Annotated in this window: 16 protein-coding genes; 3 read left to right on the forward strand and 13 right to left on the reverse strand. The window is 40.4% G+C overall.

The annotated features are described in order from the left end of the window. The first annotated feature begins 125 nt into the window (after positions 1-125). Positions 126-1,346 (forward strand): nucleotidyltransferase, encoded by a 1,221-nt coding sequence (locus ACFSGI_RS13430; protein WP_204824618.1) that lies wholly within the window; start codon positions 126-128, stop codon positions 1,344-1,346. 20 nt (positions 1,347-1,366) lie between these two features. On the opposite strand, the gene ACFSGI_RS13435 is transcribed toward ACFSGI_RS13430, so the two are convergent. From ACFSGI_RS13435 to ACFSGI_RS13450, 4 genes are all read right to left on the reverse strand, one after another. After that, positions 1,367-2,392 (reverse strand): YlbL family protein, encoded by a 1,026-nt coding sequence (locus tag ACFSGI_RS13435; RefSeq protein ID WP_204824619.1) that lies wholly within the window; start codon positions 2,390-2,392, stop codon positions 1,367-1,369. Positions 2,393-2,484: 92 nt separating this feature from the next. Beyond that, the gene (gene coaD / locus ACFSGI_RS13440; protein ID WP_204824620.1) at positions 2,485-3,000 is read right to left on the reverse strand and encodes a pantetheine-phosphate adenylyltransferase; all 516 of its coding nucleotides are present in this window, start codon (positions 2,998-3,000) and stop codon (positions 2,485-2,487) included. Beyond that, the gene (gene rsmD / locus ACFSGI_RS13445; RefSeq protein ID WP_379283964.1) at positions 2,993-3,598 is read right to left on the reverse strand and encodes a 16S rRNA (guanine(966)-N(2))-methyltransferase RsmD; all 606 of its coding nucleotides are present in this window, start codon (positions 3,596-3,598) and stop codon (positions 2,993-2,995) included. Before rsmD ends, coaD begins: the two co-directional genes overlap by 8 nt. A 224-nt stretch (positions 3,599-3,822) precedes the next feature. Further along, a complete protein-coding gene (locus ACFSGI_RS13450) occupies positions 3,823-4,206 on the reverse strand; it encodes a NucA/NucB deoxyribonuclease domain-containing protein (RefSeq protein WP_273616281.1) in 384 nt (127 codons plus the stop codon). Positions 4,207-4,658: 452 nt separating this feature from the next. Between ACFSGI_RS13450 and ACFSGI_RS13455 the strand changes: the two genes are divergently transcribed. Beyond that, positions 4,659-4,835 carry a YjfB family protein gene (locus ACFSGI_RS13455; protein WP_069327434.1) on the forward strand — a complete coding sequence of 59 codons (177 nt, stop codon included), beginning with the start codon at positions 4,659-4,661 and terminating at the stop codon, positions 4,833-4,835. Positions 4,836-4,985: 150 nt separating this feature from the next. Here the strand turns inward: ACFSGI_RS13455 and ACFSGI_RS13460 are convergent, their stop codons facing one another. From ACFSGI_RS13460 to ACFSGI_RS13475, 4 genes are all read right to left on the reverse strand, one after another. Continuing rightward, complete coding sequence (locus ACFSGI_RS13460; RefSeq protein WP_204824622.1) at positions 4,986-5,864, reverse strand: SMP-30/gluconolactonase/LRE family protein; 879 nt, start codon at positions 5,862-5,864, stop codon at positions 4,986-4,988. Between the two features lie 47 nt (positions 5,865-5,911). Beyond that, positions 5,912-6,574, reverse strand: a complete 663-nt coding sequence (locus ACFSGI_RS13465; protein ID WP_204824623.1) for an SGNH/GDSL hydrolase family protein — start codon at positions 6,572-6,574, stop codon at positions 5,912-5,914. Between the two features lie 54 nt (positions 6,575-6,628). Then, positions 6,629-7,408: an alpha/beta hydrolase gene (locus ACFSGI_RS13470; RefSeq protein ID WP_379283424.1), complete on the reverse strand. Its 780-nt coding sequence runs from the start codon at positions 7,406-7,408 to the stop codon at positions 6,629-6,631. A gap of 185 nt (positions 7,409-7,593) precedes the next feature. Next, positions 7,594-8,427 (reverse strand): AraC family transcriptional regulator, encoded by an 834-nt coding sequence (locus ACFSGI_RS13475; protein WP_204825023.1) that lies wholly within the window; start codon positions 8,425-8,427, stop codon positions 7,594-7,596. Positions 8,428-8,538: 111 nt separating this feature from the next. On the opposite strand from ACFSGI_RS13475, the gene ACFSGI_RS13480 reads away from it, so the two are divergent. Continuing rightward, positions 8,539-10,575 (forward strand): beta-galactosidase, encoded by a 2,037-nt coding sequence (locus tag ACFSGI_RS13480; protein WP_204824624.1) that lies wholly within the window; start codon positions 8,539-8,541, stop codon positions 10,573-10,575. 206 nt (positions 10,576-10,781) lie between these two features. Here the strand turns inward: ACFSGI_RS13480 and ACFSGI_RS13485 are convergent, their stop codons facing one another. From ACFSGI_RS13485 to pucD, 5 genes are all read right to left on the reverse strand, one after another. Further along, positions 10,782-12,290 carry a UxaA family hydrolase gene (locus ACFSGI_RS13485; RefSeq protein WP_204824625.1) on the reverse strand — a complete coding sequence of 503 codons (1,509 nt, stop codon included), beginning with the start codon at positions 12,288-12,290 and terminating at the stop codon, positions 10,782-10,784. Further along, complete coding sequence (locus ACFSGI_RS13490) at positions 12,287-13,783, reverse strand: tagaturonate reductase (RefSeq protein ID WP_204824626.1); 1,497 nt, start codon at positions 13,781-13,783, stop codon at positions 12,287-12,289. The genes ACFSGI_RS13485 and ACFSGI_RS13490 overlap by 4 nt, the downstream gene beginning before the upstream one ends. A 325-nt stretch (positions 13,784-14,108) precedes the next feature. After that, on the reverse strand, positions 14,109-15,161 hold the full coding sequence (locus ACFSGI_RS13495; protein WP_204824627.1) for a phosphotransferase: 1,053 nt from the start codon (positions 15,159-15,161) through the stop codon (positions 14,109-14,111). A gap of 502 nt (positions 15,162-15,663) precedes the next feature. Continuing rightward, positions 15,664-16,188: a (2Fe-2S)-binding protein gene (locus ACFSGI_RS13500; protein WP_204824628.1), complete on the reverse strand. Its 525-nt coding sequence runs from the start codon at positions 16,186-16,188 to the stop codon at positions 15,664-15,666. Next, a complete protein-coding gene (pucD, locus tag ACFSGI_RS13505; protein WP_204824629.1) occupies positions 16,185-18,560 on the reverse strand; it encodes a xanthine dehydrogenase subunit D in 2,376 nt (791 codons plus the stop codon). The genes ACFSGI_RS13500 and pucD overlap by 4 nt, the downstream gene beginning before the upstream one ends. Position 18,561: the final 1 nt, after the last annotated feature.

An 18,561-nucleotide genomic window follows, 5' to 3' on the forward strand; every position in this document is an offset into this window, starting at 1 on the left:
TACCGATTATACGCAAGCTTTGTCAATGAATATTTGTTAAGGTATTTTGGTTAACACCTATTTTCGTTTATACTTATACCTATATTCAATCTCAAAGCTTGAAATTTTGATAAAGGAGCCTACCTATGAAAGTCGCAGGAATTATCGTTGAATACAACCCGCTTCATTACGGACATCTACTTCATTTGCAAAAAACGCGTGAACACACACAAGCTGATGCGATTGTAGCTGTGATGAGCGGTGGCTTCACACAACGTGGCGAACCCGCTATTTTTGACAAATGGGCACGCACAGAAATGGCTTTACAAGCCGGCTGTGATCTGGTGATTGAACTGCCTTCTGCTTATACAGTACAACCTGCTGAATGGTTCGCTTATGGTGCTGTATCACTTCTTGAACATACTGGAATCGTAGATTCACTTGTGTTCGGTAGTGAGTCTGGTTCGCTCTCCCAATTACAGGCTTTAGCTGACCTGCTAACGAATGAATCACCTGAACTGCGCCTATTGATCCAGAATAGTCTCAAAGAAGGCATAAGCTATCCTCGAGCGCTTGGTCAAGCGGTAGACCGTCTCTATAGTATACCAGATCAAGCTACATCTTTGTTAGCAAAACCTAACAATACGCTCGGACTTCAATATATGATTGCACTTAATCGTCTACATAGTTCGATTGTTCCTGCTACTATTCAGCGAGAGCAATCTCAATATCATGATCTGCAACCGACTCATCATCAAATTGCAAGTGCTACAGCAGTACGTCAGCTTCTTTTTAACGATGACCATCACGTATCTTCGTATTTACCAGAGACTACGATGCGCATTATTGAGCGTGAAATGACAGCAGGAAAAGGCCCTGTAGAACTTAATCAACTATGGCAATCTTTATTTCATATCATTACGACTCATTCGCCGGAGCAACTAGCACAGTATTATGATATGAGTGAAGGATTAGAATATCGCTTCAAAAAAATATTGCCTACTCTACAACATTGCCGTATTACCGATCTGATAACAGCACTCAAAACCAAACGTTACACGTATACTCGATTGCAACGGCTTATCGCTCATTTGCTATTAGGTCATACTACATCGGTATTAAATACTGCACAGCTGGAAAAAGGGCCCGGCTATATTCGTGTATTAGGCTTTACAGATACAGGTAGAGCATTATTACGGCAAATGAAAAAGACCGCTTCTCTGCCGGTGATTACACGACCAACAGATACCGATCATCCTCATATGGAGCTAGATATTCGTGCTTCCGCAATTCAAGCTTCTTGTTTTGCAGTACAACAATCTTCTTATTTATATTCGGATTATAGACGTTCTCCGATCAGAATATAGACATTTTCAATCTAGGTATATTACGAAGTAGATAATGTATCTAATGCTTTCAGTGCATCGTCTAACGTACTCACTGAGATCAACTGCATCGAAGATTTCATTTTGGATAACTGTGCTTTGGCATCTGCGTAATTACCTTTAGGCACTAGAAAAATAGTAGCGCCTGCTTGCTGAGCAGCGACTACTTTGTGCTGAACACCACCAATTTCTCCAACTTGACCTTGAGGATTAATCGTTCCTGTACCTGCAATACGATGTCCTCGGGTCAAATCTCCTGCTGTTAATTGATTGTAAATTTCCAATGTAAACATCAATCCAGCCGAAGGTCCACCGATATTTGTATTTGCAAAGTTGACTTCGTGTCTAGCATCTTCAGGTGCTATTTTTTGCACTTCTCCGATCGATACGCCAAATCCAACACGAGTCTGCCCCTGACTGTCTTTAAATTGAGTTAGACCAATTTGCTCGGTGACTTGAGCGCCTGCGCGTTCTAACACCACTTTCACTTGCTGACCGTCTTTTTTACTTTTTAATACTTGTTCCAACTGTTCAAAAGAAGTAATGGATTGACCATCGATAGATACAAATTTATCGCCTGCATGAATCGTTGTATTGGTATCCGGTACACTGACGACAAACACATATTGAGGTTGTACCCGGTAAGGAATACCTGCTTTTTTGTATGCAGCAGCGATCGCATACGATTGTGAACTACTCATATAATACAACTGCTCTGCTTCGTATTCAGCACGATTACTCTGGATCGTTTTGCGGACAATTTCTTCATTGGAATCGAACAAAGAAGCAATCAGCATCGCTGTATTGGCATACGTCACAGATATAGTCGTAAGCATAAATGTTCCTTTTTCATCGTTCTGCCCGCCAGTCACACTGACAATCGGCTTCAGTTCATCTGCGCTACCGGGTCCATTGATCATGTAAGGTGTTGGCATATACACAAGCACATAGACTAGAATCACGACACAGATGATATACAACAAAGACTGTTTACGGCTCATTGGGGATTTTAATAATCGGCCAGGCATGGTTTTCGCTCCTTTGATTCTTTTACAGCCTACATTCGCGGCTACTTTTATTATCCCATGCTTATGCCTTCAATTCCATATTTGCAATATAGCTATTCGGTATCTGGCCCTTGACTAAATTTTTGCTTTAAATGTTGCTCTATAATAGGAGGTACAAAATCAGACACTTTCCCATTAAAACGAGCGATCTCTTTGACAACGCTAGAACTTAAATAAGAATATTTTGGATTGGTCATCATAAAAATCGTTTCTGCATCAGGATTAAGTTCACGATTGATAGAAGCCATCTGTAATTCATATTCAAAATCAGTCACCGAACGAATACCGCGCACAATCACCTGTGCTTGGCGTTCACGTATGTAATTCGCTAACAGATCGCGAAAACTTTCAATCGTAACATTTGGCAAATCGGCAGTCACTTCTTGTAACAATTCCACCCGTTCTTCTACACTAAACAGTGGCTTTTTGCTCATATTGTTCAAAACAGCGACAACCAGATGATCGAACTGTTTAGCAGCACGATGAATAATATCCATATGTCCCATCGTAACAGGGTCAAAACTTCCTGGATACACAGCTAGATGTGACTTGGTGATATGTTCACTCATGAGAGGGTTGTCCTTCCTGCGCTTGTGGCTCATATTCGTATACATTAATCGCTGTTTCTCCATATACTACATGACGAATACATACAAAATGTTCTAGCTCTTGTGGATAATCATGTCCTGATTCGTACTCTAAAACAATCGTTGCTGCTGACGCTAATAGTCCACGTTCATGCATTTCGTTCATCAATTCAATCCCATTTTTCATTTTGTAAGGAGGATCGAGAAAAACAAGATCAAATGTAGCTTCACGTTTGGCTAGTACTTTGAGTGCGCGCCCTGCTTCATTACGGTACACTTCGGCTTGTTCGGTCAAACCAGCCACTTGCAGATTACTACGAATAACTTCGATACTTTTATGTTCCAAATCTATAAATACTCCTTGCTCTATACCGCGACTGAGTGCTTCTATCCCCAGACCACCTGTACCTGCAAAAAGGTCTAATACTTTACCACCATCAAAATAAGGCCCAATAATACTGAAAATCGATTCTTTAACTTTATCTGTTGTCGGACGTGTTCCATTCCCGGGTACAGCTTTGAGTGGGCGTCCTTTGGCACTACCTGATATGACTCTCATCTTGCATTCACCTGTCTTTATAATATTTCGTAGCACAGTTTATTTTGCTTCATATGTTAGTTCTACGATGTACAAAGCTATCGTATCATATCATGTCTATGGTTCAAAAGGAATGTATCATAGGCTTAGACCAGCAGGATAAATATAGTAATAGATAAGCGATACATAAATTGAAAAGTCCCTACAATAAACTGTAGGGACTTTTTGTATTTTAAAATAGGTATAAATACGACATCTAAAGTTGATTATTGCACTATGAATTTCACTTTGGTTCCATCTGGATATTTGGTAAGTTGATTGCCTACCCAAGACCCTGCTCCACGATTATCTGATGGGGTAACATAACGGATATCTGCTCCTGTTCCACCTTCCAGACACATCGCCATGGGCCATTCATCACGATCATAACCGGACTTGGTAGGTACTCCTTTTAAAGAATCTTCGCGTCGTTGGTCTGCTCCATCGCGATCAATTGTACAGACATCCGAATGTCCATCTGCAATCGCATCTTTGATATGATCTGCTGTTTCAGGATAGCGACTGGTTGGAAAAGTAAGTGTGTAATCATAGGCTGCTGCTGCATATACCGTATTATGTATTTTCCCCTCGCCTTGAAACAAAACCGACATCGTAACCAACATCATAAACGTCATAGCTGTAAACAAAATCTTTTTCATACATCAACTTCCTTCCATTTTTTATTTAAATAAGGTAAGAACTGAGATTATTTTAACGCATAATTGTGATTTTTAAAATAGGTTTATGTAAATTTAACAAACATAAATTGTGAGTAATATTTAATAATCTCCTTTATTTCAGATTACATTTTACATATAGTTAACATTCAACTTACACAAATAAACAAAAAAAGAACCCTGCCGCTAAACGACAGGGTCTATATTTATATTTATTTCAAAAGGGGTATGCTTGTATTTTAACCACTTCAGATGAAATTAATCTGATGATAACCTGAAAATAAGATTAAATTTCTATGTTTTTTATTTATAATTTACAGAAATTGTCCGATATATAGTAATGTATGCCTTCTCATCCAATAAAGGCAACGAAAGGAGGTCCTATCATGGATATCGCTTCATTATCCACGGCAATGAGCCAAAGCTCGCTTTCGCAAGCTGTAGGTATCAAAGTACTTTCGTTATCTAAAGACATGGCTGAACAACAAGGTCAACAGATGGCAGAAATGCTCAAACAAGCACCTCACCCGAATTTGGGAGGATCACTAGATATTCGCGCTTAAAAGGAGTCAAGATCACTTTTGTTCCTTTTTATTTCTACCGAATATGTAGCCTTGTCTGTAGTACACAGACTTGGGAACAGCGCAAAAAGCTTCAGTCTACATCGATTGAAGCTTTTTGCGCTGTCTTTATAGAATATCCACGATCATATGTTACGATATCGATTGCTCAAGCTTAGATGCACGTTGACCCTGATTAAAAGAAATCGTAGGCATACCTTTCACACCTGGCTTAACCATAAATAAACCGCCTGCTAAAGGTTGGTCTTCGCTATCATCTTGTGCTGTAGTAATATACAGCTCGTCCAGATGTTCTCCACCAAACGCACAAGAAGTTACACAATTTACAGGTAACGATACTTCTGCAATCACTTTACCGCTGGTTGGATCTATACGTGAGACACGTTGACCTCCCCAGCGAGCGACCCATAACATCCCTTCTGCATCGATCGTCATTCCATCAGGATATCCTTCACTTTCATCTACTGTAGCAATCACTTGTTTATTCGAAATGGTACCTTCTTGTACATCATAATCAAAAGATACAATTTCAAGTGTAGGGGTATCGATATAATACAACGTGCTATGATCAGCGCTCCATGCTAATCCATTAGACGTAGAGACTTCATCAATTAGCAAAGATACATTGCCTTCTGTACTCAAGCTATAAAATGCGCCTTGCTCTGATTCTCCATTCAAACTCATTGTTCCTGCAAGAAAACGCCCTGCCGGATCACATTTGCCATCGTTAAATCGATTACCCGGTCTGCCTTCTTCAGGGTCGTGAATCAAGATTTTCTCCCCTGTCTGAATATTGAAGCGATACAGACCACTAATCAGTGCGACAATGACTTCATCTTCTAAATAAGGCACAACAGCACTAACATGCTCGCCAACATCTATAGTACGATCTTCATTGGTAGACGGATCATAAATATGCAATTGATAGCCTTCGATATCTACCCAAAATAATCGCCCAAATTGTTGATCCCAACTGGGGCCTTCGCCTAATTTGGCTTTGGCATCGACCACAATATTTGCTGTATAAGTTTTGATAAGTACCCCTCCTTACATTTCCATTATGTCGTAGAACGGTTCCAATCATATTGAACAGCTTGCAAAAATGAACGAGCAAGCACTAAATGTCCATTTTGATTCGGATGAACATGATCCCATCCATTGGATAAGGAAGCTGGATATACATAAGCAGATAGTGCATCAAAAGCCGCTTGAGTATCGACAAAGATTGCTCCTGTTTCTTGCGCAATACGCTTCACTACTTCTCCGTATACATCCATTGTGGCACGCATCGGATCTTCAGTTGTTGTTGACAGGTAATAAGGAGTCATTAAAACTAACCCTTTAACTTTAGGCAATGTCTGCTGTACCAATTCGCGTAATGTCTGCTCATATTCTTCTAAATATACATGCCAATCCGTTTCTAACGGATGACTGAATTGTCTCCAGACATCATTGATCCCGATCATTATAGATACCCAATCTGGATTGTGTTGGAACACATCTTCTTCCCAGCGTTCTTTGAGATGTTTGACCTGATCTCCACTTGTTCCTGTATTAAGAACACGAATATTATAATCAGGATAAACCGTTTGCAAAAGAGAATCGACTAAAGACACATAACCATTGCCAATCTCCCAGTATTGCCCTACAGGTCGACCGCGTCCGCAATCTGTAACCGAGTCACCAATCATCAATAATGTGCTGTTTTTTTCAATTTTCATCTCTATCCATCTCCTCTAGACTGACAAAAATAGGGTTAGCGGCTAATGTACAGATTACCAGCCCTGACGTTGAAGCCAAATCATACATTGCTTGGTCCAGTTTCCCATAACTGGGTGTTCCAAAGCAAGCCCTTGCCCATGTCCACCACTCTCATAAATATGTAATTCAAATGGAACATGATGCTGTTCCAAAGCCAGTGCCATCTGCAAACTATTTTGCACAGGTACCACATCATCATCTGTATTATGCCAGATAAATGTAGGCGGGGTCTGTGCTGTAACACGTTCTTCTGCACTATAAGCAGTAATCTGTTGTTCTGAAGCGTCTGCTCCCAAAAGAGCTAATCGAGATCCTTCATGACCGTAGTGCTTCATCGTAATAACGGGATAACACAAAATCATCGCATCCGGTCTGGAACTGATGTATTGAGTCATTCCTGCTACCGTTATCGCTTGCTCTTCATATACTGTACCTGTCATAGCGGCTAAATGACCACCCGCCGAAAACCCCAATATGCCTATTTTGGACGGATTGATGCCATATTCAGCCGCATGTGCCCGAACATAACGAATAGCATGCTTGCCATCTTCTAACGGAATACGTTGCTGTTTTGGCGATAACCGATAATGAAGTACAAAAGCAGAAATACCATGTTCATTTAGCCACTGCGCAACAGGTGCACCTTCATGATCTGCGCGATGTTCATATCCTCCACCTGGTAATACAATAACCACACTATCCGAAGAATCCACTATAAATGGTACCAAATAAGCTCTTTCTGCTGCGCTATTCTTATGTTCTTCTTCATCAATCCAGATCTTCTCTGCACTCACATGATATTCCCCTTTCTTATATAACACTGGTTATCAATATATTGTAAGCGCTTAATAAAATCAACTCAATAATTGAAGCAGACCGGACCTATCCGCTTCATGAGTCATTGATTAGACAATAGGTACATCATATACCTCGTTTTAAAAATAAACCTTTCGAATATCAAAACAAATCGATACGATCATCAATATAAATTTCGAAATTGTTCAGGCGTTACATCTTCTAATCTGCGAAATGTAGCTACAAAATGACTGGAATCTCTAAATCCAACTTGACCTGCTACTTCTTTGATCGTCATTCGTGGATAAAGTGTCATTAATTCTTTTGCTTTGCGAATACGCAGTAAAATGAAATAAGCATATGCTGTCATACCGAATGTCTGACGGAACAATGTATTTAGATGTCTTGCACTTACCCCTACTTGATCTGCCATATCTTCCAGTCCAATATTAGGATCATCATAATGAGATTCCATAAATGACATCAGTGGCTTAAGTCGTTCGACTGTATGGGATAATGAAGGAAGATTATTTACACGTCCATGCTTTTTGAGCAATGTTAAAAAGCGGTATAGATCAGAACTGGTATCCAGACCAGATAGATCACGATCACTACGAATCTGCCCTAATAGACCACTAGCAAAAGTCTCTAATTCACATCCACGATCCCATTCATAATAGGCGGAATGAGATAACCCTAATGTCGATACAATCGCAAGAGATTGAGGCCCTCCAAATGTTAAATATGCTGTCTCCCATACTCCGCTGATAGGACGATATCCATGAGCATCTCTGGGCGCAAGTAATACACCTGATCCTGCTTTGACTGTATAGCTAGTTCCCCCGAAATAAAGTTCGCCTTCTCCATTTACTGCTTGAATCCAATGATAACAAGGATACCCGTCTGGACGATCAATCGATTCTTGATCCGCATTGTATCCGATACTCTCCATATGAATAGGTAACTGTAAGTCTCTGAGCTCTGTAAAAAAGCGGCGGTCAGGTATAGTTACATACATATTTTTCACTTCCAATCTCCATATTTTTATATACTAAGCGCATTTTATTATATTTTATAAGGGAACGAGTTGAATTACTATAGAGTTATTCTTATACAAGGAGTGACAGTTATGATTAGCAGCAAACTTCCTAAAATTTTTTACGGTGGTGACTATAATCCTGAACAATGGGATCAGCAGACTCACCAAGAAGATTTACAACTATTTAAACAAGCAGGAATCGATATTGCCACCGTCAATGTATTCTCTTGGGCACGCAATCAACCCGATGAGGTTCATTATCAATTTGAATGGTTGGATCAATTGATCGATAGCCTTTATGAAAGCGGTATCTATACCTGTCTTGCCACAAGTACCGCTGCTCATCCTGCATGGATGGCGAAAAAATATCCCGATGTATTACGTACTGATAAAGACGGCAGAAAACGAAAATTCGGTGGTCGTCATAACTCTTGCCCTAACAGTCCAACTTATCGTAAATACTCTACAGAAATAGCTAGTCGACTGGCAGAACGCTACAAAAATCATCCCGCTATCGTGGTATGGCATGTATCTAACGAATACGGTGGCGATTGTTATTGTGACAACTGCGAACGTGCTTTTCGTGTCTGGCTCAAAACACGCTATCAGACGCTAGATGTATTGAATACAGCCTGGAATACTTCTTTCTGGGGTCATACTTTCTATGACTGGGATGAAATTGTATTGCCAAGTAATCTGAGCGAAGAATGGGGAGAAGACAACACTAACTTTCAAGGTATGTCTCTTGATTATTCCCGCTTCAACTCCGATAGCATGCTTGAATGTTATCAATTAGAATATGATGCGATCAAACATGTTGTTCCCGATGCGCTGATCACTACAAATTTAATGGGCTTTTTCAAACCTTTAGATTATTTTAAATGGGCAAAACAAATGGATATTATCTCATGGGATAACTATCCAGGACTCGCTACACCGGTAAGTTACACCGCGCTTGCTCATGATCTGATGCGTGGTATCAAAAACGGTGATCCATTTATGCTTATGGAACAAACGCCTAGTCAACAAAACTGGCAAGCTTACAATTCGCTCAAACGTCCCGGTGTGATGCGCTTATGGAGCTATCAAGCTGTTGCTCATGGAGCAGATACGATTATGTTTTTCCAACTTCGCCGTTCAGCAGGCGCATGTGAAAAGTTCCATGGCGCTGTTATTGAACATGTTGGTCATTCCAATACTCGTGTTTTCCGCGAAACAGCAGCACTTGGTAGCGAACTTCAGACATTAGGTGATACTCTGCTTGATTCGCGTATAGAATCCAAAGTTGCTATACTGTTTGATTGGGACAACTGGTGGGCGATAGAGAAATCAAGCGGCCCAACGATCGCGCTCAAATATGTAGATCAGATACATAAATACTACAAAGCCTTTTATCATCGTAATATTCAGGTCGATGTAGTTGGTGTAGATTCTGATCTTAGCGCATATGAGCTGGTCATCGCTCCTGTTCTGTACATGGTCAAACCAGGACTAGCTGACAAACTAGAACAATTTACACAAAATGGAGGCACTTTTGTCACCACATTCTTTAGCGGTATTGTAGGCGAGAGTGATCTGGTTGCACTTGGTGGTTATCCTGGCGAGCTACGCAAGTTACTTGGAATCTGGGTAGAAGAAACAGATGCTCTACTTCCTACGATGCGGAACCAGATTGTAATGAATCAATCATTAGGTGATCTAAACGGCGATTATGAATGCGGAATGCTCTGCGATTTACTTCATACCGAAGGTGCCGAAGTTCTTGCCCACTATGGTGATGACTTTTATAAAGGAATGCCTGTGCTTACTCGTAATACGTATGGCAAAGGTGAAGCATGGTATATTGCTTCCGATGGAGAAGAAGCATTTATTACCGGTCTGATGAAATTTGTAGCTGATCAAAAAGGAATTCAACCTGTTCTTCATACTCCAACCGGTGTAGAAGCTGGACGGCGTATCAAAAACGGTGAACAATTCATTTTCTTACTTAACCACAATGCTGAAGCAGCTACTGTAGAATTAAACGATTTACAAGTAACCAATCTGCTAGATCCTGATCATACTGGCCAATCGATTGAAGTGCCTGCACGCGGTACGGTCATTCTAAGCGCTCCGTATAGCAGTTAAAACCAATTTAGAGTAATATCAATCTCAATTGGTAATATATGACATGGTAATCGATTAACATCCTTATTTTACCACGAATGAAGCGATACGTAAAATGTATTTAATTACATTTACGTATCGCTTTTTTTCAATCTTATTTCTAGTTGCTTTTGATCCTTTCAAGAACTAATTTGCTGGTTTATATACAGAAACGAGACTGTCTTTTTTTATAAAATAACACCATCTTTAAAAATAGCAATTTCGCGAAAACCATGTTTTTCGCTATTGGTCTGCTTTCGTCCAGAAGCGATATCGACAATTGTTGTTAACAGATCAAGGGATACCTCTTCCATCGTTTTACCTTCTAATAATTGACCTGCATTGTAATCGATCCAATGTTTTTTGCGATTTGCTAGATCGGATTGAGTAGCAATTTTCATTGTAGGCACAGGCCCGCCAAAAGGTGTACCTCTACCCGTTGTAAATAACACGATATGCGCGCCAGCCGCTGATAGAGCAGTTACAGATACAAGATCGTTACCTGGTGCTTCGATAATGTTCAATCCTGACTGATGTACCCTTTGACCATATTTTAATACATCGATTACGTTAGAATGTCCACCTTTTTGTGTACAGCCTAGCGATTTTTCTTCCAGTGTAGTGATCCCACCAGCTTTGTTACCAGGTGAAGGATTTTCGTAAATATTTTGACCATGATTCACAAAGTATTGCTTAAATCCATTAATCAAATCTACCAATTCGTCAAATACTTGCGTAGTCTGAGCGCGATTCATCAATATAGTCTCTGCACCGAACATCTCGGGCACTTCTGTTAAAATAGCCGTTCCACCAGCAGAAACGATCAGATCAGCTACAGAACCGACTAATGGATTGGCTGTAATCCCGGATAACCCATCCGAACCACCGCATTTCAAACCTATTTTTAATTTGGATAAAGGTACAGGTTGACGTGATATTTGTTCTGCTTGAGTAACCAATTCTTCTAGTAGTAATAATCCTGCTTCGATCTCATCATCTTCTTCTTGTGCTTTGAGATAACGAACTTTATGAGCATATTCGTCTGGGATAGCTTCGGCAAACTGTTCAATCTGGTTGTTCTCACAACCTAATCCAATTACCAAAACACCGGCTGCATTAGGATGAAGTACAAGAGAAGCTAACAACTGCTTGGTATATTCCAGATCATCGCCTAATTGCGAACAACCGAATGGATGTGGAAAATGATATACTCCTTCGACACGTCCTTGCATATCTGCATGAGCAGTACGCGCCAACGCTTCGCACACTTTATTAATACAACCTACGGTATTGATAATCCAGATTTCGTTGCGAATACCGACTTCGCCATTTTCACGCACATATCCTTCAAATGTCTGTAAATGTTCAGGAACATGATTAGGATTCCAGCTAGGCGAAGGTTCATAACGATAATCTAATGTACCTTCTAAGCCTGTCCGCAGGTTATGCGTATGAATCCATTGCCCGGGTTGAATATGCTCTTTGGCTTTGCCGATTGAAAATCCATATTTAATAACATCCTGATCAGGAGCAATCTCATGTACAGCTATTTTGTGACCGCGCGGAATATGATCACTGACAGATAAGATTGTTCCATTTTCCAAAATAATAGATTCACCTGGTAATACATCTCGAAGTGCAATCACAACATCATCTTGCTTCTGAATAGTGATGCAATCTTTTATCATAGTATTCATTGCCGTTGCTCCTCCAATAGTTGAATATTTGATACAATTCCTTCTTCTAATCCTTGAATCTGCGTTAAATCTTCATCCCAGATCTGCTGATCTGACAGAATCGAGGTCACAATAGCTGATAACTCTGGTTGTTGCCAGTGCTCTACAAGGCGCTGAATATACAGTTCATTATCTTTGATCGTAAGGGTAGCACCGGATAACGTCTGCGCTTGATAATGCCCTTCTGCTGTCGGTTGTAATCGGTACAATAAGATCAAAGCGGCAAATGAGTGCACAATCTCGGCAGGAATTTGATTAACTTTTTCTGTATACGCTTTCAATGTTGGCAAAATTCTGGTTTTGAATTTGCTTAGACTATTCAGTGCGATATCTTGTAATCGATGTTCCAGATAAGGATTACGGAAGCGTTCAAATGTGTCTGTAGCATAAGCACGAAGTTCTTTTTCATCTAAAGTCAGTGCTGGAATCACTTCTTCTGTAATCGTGGAAATGATCCATTCGCTAAGGTCTGTATCGTCCATCACATCACGAACCGTAGTTTTGCCGTACAATAAGCCAACAGGTGTCATTAACGTATGCGCTCCATTAAGAATACGTACTTTACGTTGCTGAAAAGGCTGTAACTCTTTCACCCAGTGCACATTCAGTCCAATCTGTGCCAGAGGTAACCTTTTATCTAAAGCAGGTTCTCCTTGAATCGCCCATAGATGATAAGGTTCTGCTGTATTGATAAATGGATCTTCATACCCGTATTGTTCCACCAAACGTGCATATTCTTCTTCCGGCGGCATTCCTGGTACAATGCGATCAACCAGATTGTTCAAAAAGCGTTGTGACTGTTCGATCCATTTGACAAAATCAGTACCAAATCCAAAGTCATCTGCATAACGAAGAACATATTGTTTGAGCAAATCACCATTATTTTCAATCAATTCACAAGGTAGAATTAACAACCCATAACTTGAATCTCCAGCAAAATGTTGAAATCTTCGATACAAAAATACAGTCAATCGTGCAGGATAATTATGCAAAGGCTTTCCAGCGATATAATCAATCGGTTCATATGTTAATCCCGCTTCTGTGGTGTTAGATATAATGATGTCCAAAGACTCCAGTTCTGCTAACTGTAGAAATTGCTCCCATTGTGTATACGGATCGATAAAATTTTTGAATACAGGAATAATCGATTGATGTTCGATCACTTCCCCCTGTTGTACTCCTCTGGTAATTAAGGTATACAATCCGTCCTGCTCTGCTAATTGTTTTAATTTAACCGCTCCATTCGGAGTTGGCGGTGTTAGTGCAATACTGCCATGATATTTTCCTTGTGTAATACTTTGGTAGATCATCCAATCAAAAAAACCTCTCAAAAAGTTACCTGCTCCTATTTGCAAAATTTTGATCGGCATCTGATGAATATGTTCAATCTTACGACGTTCATCTTGACTATTGATGCTTATTCGTAATGGTTGTCTATATTTTCCTAGCGACATTGTACTCCTCCATTCATTGATATATTGGATAGATGCGTGTATACACATCATTGGCTAAAGGATGTATTATTGCTATTTCAACTCCTTGAATGATTGCATCAATATTGTTCACGTTAACATTTTACAAAATATGACTCTTATTTGCTACCTATTGTAGCATCAAATTCATCAAAATAGGTAAAGAAAATATATTTATATTTCGTAAATTAGCATTTTGATATGAGATATCCTGTATATTCTTTTGTTATAGATACAAAAAGAGCGAATATCGATAAACTTTTCGACATTCGCTCTTTTTATGTTTACTTTGGAATAGCTAGATCGTTTATGATTTGAAAATGCGGCGACACAGCAATTGCAAAATAGGGCCACTTTTCTCATACCATTGCAATCCAGCATCTAACCGTTGTGCTTGCGCAATCACTACGTCAGCGTCATCGATTCCTTCAAAATAACGGCTTAAAAAGTGCATAAATACATCTATACGGCGCAACAAAATAAGCAGTGGGATTGCTTCAATCTCCTGATCTGACAAATGAATACGGGTAGCATACCCTTTTAAAAAAGCAGTGCATTGCTTCTCGTCTGCTACATTCCATTCTACAGTCTGCAATATGTCTGACAAACAAACTGCTGGCTCCATCGCTCGTAAATCACGTGTAACAAATTCAAAATCTAAAATCGCTGTAATCTGTCCATCTGTCGATTCTAACATATTGGATGCATTCAGATCGCCATGAATCAATTGATGAGGTAATGATACTAACCGGGTAATCCGCATCAACTGCTCACCAAGACGTTCTCCTATACGATATAAAATATCTGCAATACTATTAAAGTCTTCCGGTGGATGAGCACAAAATGCTTCTAATCGACCTGGACTGCATAAAGGATATGATTGTCCCAATCGATAATACGGCGGATATACCGGATGAAGATCAATATCAATTTGAGCTAATGCGGCTGATAACTGCCCTGTCACCTGACCAAAGTGAAAAATCTCTTCCGTTGTTCTTAATTGCGGTGTATGACCATCCATATAATGAAATAACGCGGCTATTCTGCCGGCGCTACGAGAATCTTCTTCATTGACTGGCCCTGTAACATGGATCGTCTGTCCTTTAATATCTTTGACAGGCTTCGGTGTATTGAGTCCAACTAGAACAGCAGGAAGCGCAGATAACACTTCATGTTCATAGCGAACTTTGTCTGGTTCTTTATGTGTTTCATATCGTCGTAGCACATAGCGACTAGACGCGTGATCAATAAACATAGTGGTATTATTCATACCGCCTTTGCCTTCAACCATATGCCAATTTCCAGATGGAAAATAATGATCTGCCAGTTGTTCCATGGAATCTATATATTCGCTTTCCAAAGGTTCCCCTCCTTGCTGCCTTTTGTAATGCGGGTAATGGAGAAGCTGATTGAGTCCATATCCATAAGAACTCTAGGTGCAGACACTGACTGATCACAAGCCCAAATATAATTCCTATAAAGGGCTATTCAATCATACTTCATCTATTCCATTGTCTGTCTACTATTCAGCAATCCTATCAGCTTATTGCATCTTATTTTTCGATGAAAAGCCAACGCATAACCTTTTACCTGTTCGTTAATAATATAACAATTCAGGTGTCCTTACCAATCCAAATTTTAGTGAATACGAAAAGTTTTAAATTACACTTTGGTTACAGGCTATTTATGCTGTCATAGATATCAGATTCATAGTGGTAGTGCTTTGTTAAAAGATGTGCAAAAAAGATTGAGAATAACGATATGTACAAAACAAAATCCTTCCCCTTGAAGCAATGATCTGCTGTAAGGAAAGGATAAGCTTATACATCACATATATGAATACGGTATTTGATCCTATTTATTTAACGAATGATTTGAGATGTAATGGATCGTTGTTGTTGTTGTTGCTGGCATTTGGTTGCTGCACTCTGCACTGCCCGCATGATACCGCCATATCCTGTACAACGACATAGATTACCACATAATCCTTCTTTGATCTCATGATCTTCAGGATGAGGGTTCTGATCCAGTAATGCTTTGGTGGAAATAATCATACCCGGTGTACAATATCCACACTGAAATCCGCCTTCTTCCAAAAATGCTTCTTGAATTGGATGCAATTGATCTTTACTTTCTCCATGCAATCCTTCGATCGTTGTAATTTCTTTACCTGCACATTGATATGCCATCGTCAGACAGGAATTTACCGGCTCTCCATCGATCATTACCATACAAGCACCACAGCGACCAATTTCACAAGAGACTTTGGTTCCTGTTAGATTCAAGTCTCCACGAATCACATCGAGCAGACGGCGTGAAGGATCGATATCCAATTCACGATGTTCTCCATTTACAGTAGCTTGCCATGTTGTATCTGTTGTTTTCATCGTGGACTCACCCTTTCTGCTTGCCATGTCTCTATCGGTTGAATCAGTAACTCCCGCGCAACCGGTAAATGAGGAACCCATACCCCAACAGCATCACGAATCGCAGCAGTGATAGCTGGCGCCAGAGCAACCGAACCAATCTCTCCTATCCCACGCGGCCCGAAAGTATCGCCTTCTGGCAAATCTTCGATCGCTTCGACTTCAAGCGAAGTATGCATATCTTTGATCGTAGGAATAAGATACGTATCCATATTTTTGGTCAAATAATGCCCTTCATCCATCACTGCATCTTCAGTTAGCGTAAATCCTAATGCCATTACACTACCGCCTTCAATCTGCCCCAAAAATCCCATTGGATTAATGACAGGCCCTGCGGCAACTGTATGATAATTATCCAACAATTTCACATGCCCTGTTAATGTATTCACTTCTACTTCTGCGGCAACAGCGGCATACGTATATAAATAATGTCCACCCACTACAGCATCCGGTGTAGTAGGATAAGCAAATTCAGTATCAAAAATCAATTCGTTTTGCTTGCCAGCTTCACTCATATATTGCGCAATTTCAAGGTATGTGATTACAGGTTCAGATTCATTTACAACGGTAAGATTGTCGTTTAATAACCAGATACCTGTTTTTCCTGTAGTTAACTGCTCGGAAGGTACACCAGTGATCTCAGTGGCTATTCCTAAAATGCTTTGAAGAAAAGGAGTCTTGAGACGTTGTAATGCCATCCATGCCATTGTGGTTGAGCGTGAAGCTGTACTTGATCCGCTATGAGGAACACGATCTGTATCTCCGATAACGATACTCAGATCATCAGGCTCACATTGGAACAGATCGATTAACATAATTTCTAATGTTGCAATTAATCCTTGCCCGAATTCTTCATAGCTAAAAAAAACTTCAATCTTACCTTGTTCATTCAGCGCAAGTCGTCCACCTGCTGGATCATCTATACCATAACCCAGACCTGCACCATGCATAGCCAGTGCTGCTCCTATACCACGCTTGATCCAGGGTGGATGGGGTACAGAGTTCTGTTCACTCATTCCACTCATGATTTCAATAGAATGATGTTGTTCGTGATCTTGAGGAGTCTGTAGTCTACGTTGCCATAGCTTGGATTGAGCGAGTGCTTCCATCACCTGTTCAAGACCATTGGTTTGTAAAATACGTTGTTCTAACGGCCCTGGATCATGTTGCTGACGTCGATTCAACAGTCTAAATTCCCACGGGTCCATCTGAATCATTTCAGCCAAGCGATCCATTTGCCCTTCCATCGCAAATATCGCTTGATTCCCACCAAATCCGCGAAACTCACCGGATAATCCATTATTGGTATACACCGATACACCTTCTACATCGACATGCTCTATACGATAAGGTCCCATTGAATGTTCTGTTGCAAAATTAAGTACAGGTGCTCCCAGTGTGGCATAAGCTCCTGTATCTGCTACAATACGCACATAATGAGCGACTAAATGACCGTATTCATCAATTCCTGTTTTCATTTCAATTTTCATTGGATGACGCTTGAGTCCAGCACGAACCGATTCTTGTCTTGAATTATGCATTTTGATCGGACGACCACTTTTTAGTGCTAATAGCGATCCGTACGGTTGGACATTTAATTCATCTTTCCCACCAAATGAACCGCCAATTGGACTGGATATGACACGAATCCGTTCTTCTTCCCATCCCAGAATACGAGCAATTTGCATTCGATCTTTATATCCATGCTGTGTAGGGGCATATACTGTTAGACGACCGTCTTTTTCAGGAACGAACAATCCGCCTTCTGTCTCCATATAAGCATGCATCTGTCTCGGTGTACGATACACTTGATGAACCACATGAGCACAGTTGGCAAGAGCAGTATCGGTACTTCCACGCTTGACTTGAGTCCGGTGTAATACATTGCCTTGTGGATGAAGTCTTGGCGCGGATTCTTCTAATGCTCTAGTCGTGTCTGTAATTGTCTCTAGCACTTCATACTCTACCTTTATAAGAGAAAGAGCATGTTCCGCAATTTCTAATGAAGTTGATGCTACAGCGGCTATTGCATCTCCAATATAGCGCACTGTATCTTCACATAGTGCTGGCTGATCAGGTGTTGCTATACCAAAGCGATTCAGCCCGGGTACATCATGATGAGTAATAACAGCCATAACACCTTCATACGCTTCTGCGGCAGACACATCTATTGACAGAATACGTGCATGAGGATGAATACTGCGTAATACGCGTCCATACAACATTCCTTCAGCAGTCATATCGGTCAAATATTGCAATTCTCCGGTTACTTTTTCTTTGCCGTCTCGCCGTTTACGCCAGCGCTCTCCACTGCTTTCTCGATTCAGTAACATA

Source organism: Paenibacillus nicotianae, assembly GCF_042681745.1.
Taxonomy (GTDB): domain Bacteria; phylum Bacillota; class Bacilli; order Paenibacillales; family Paenibacillaceae; genus Saccharibacillus; species Saccharibacillus nicotianae.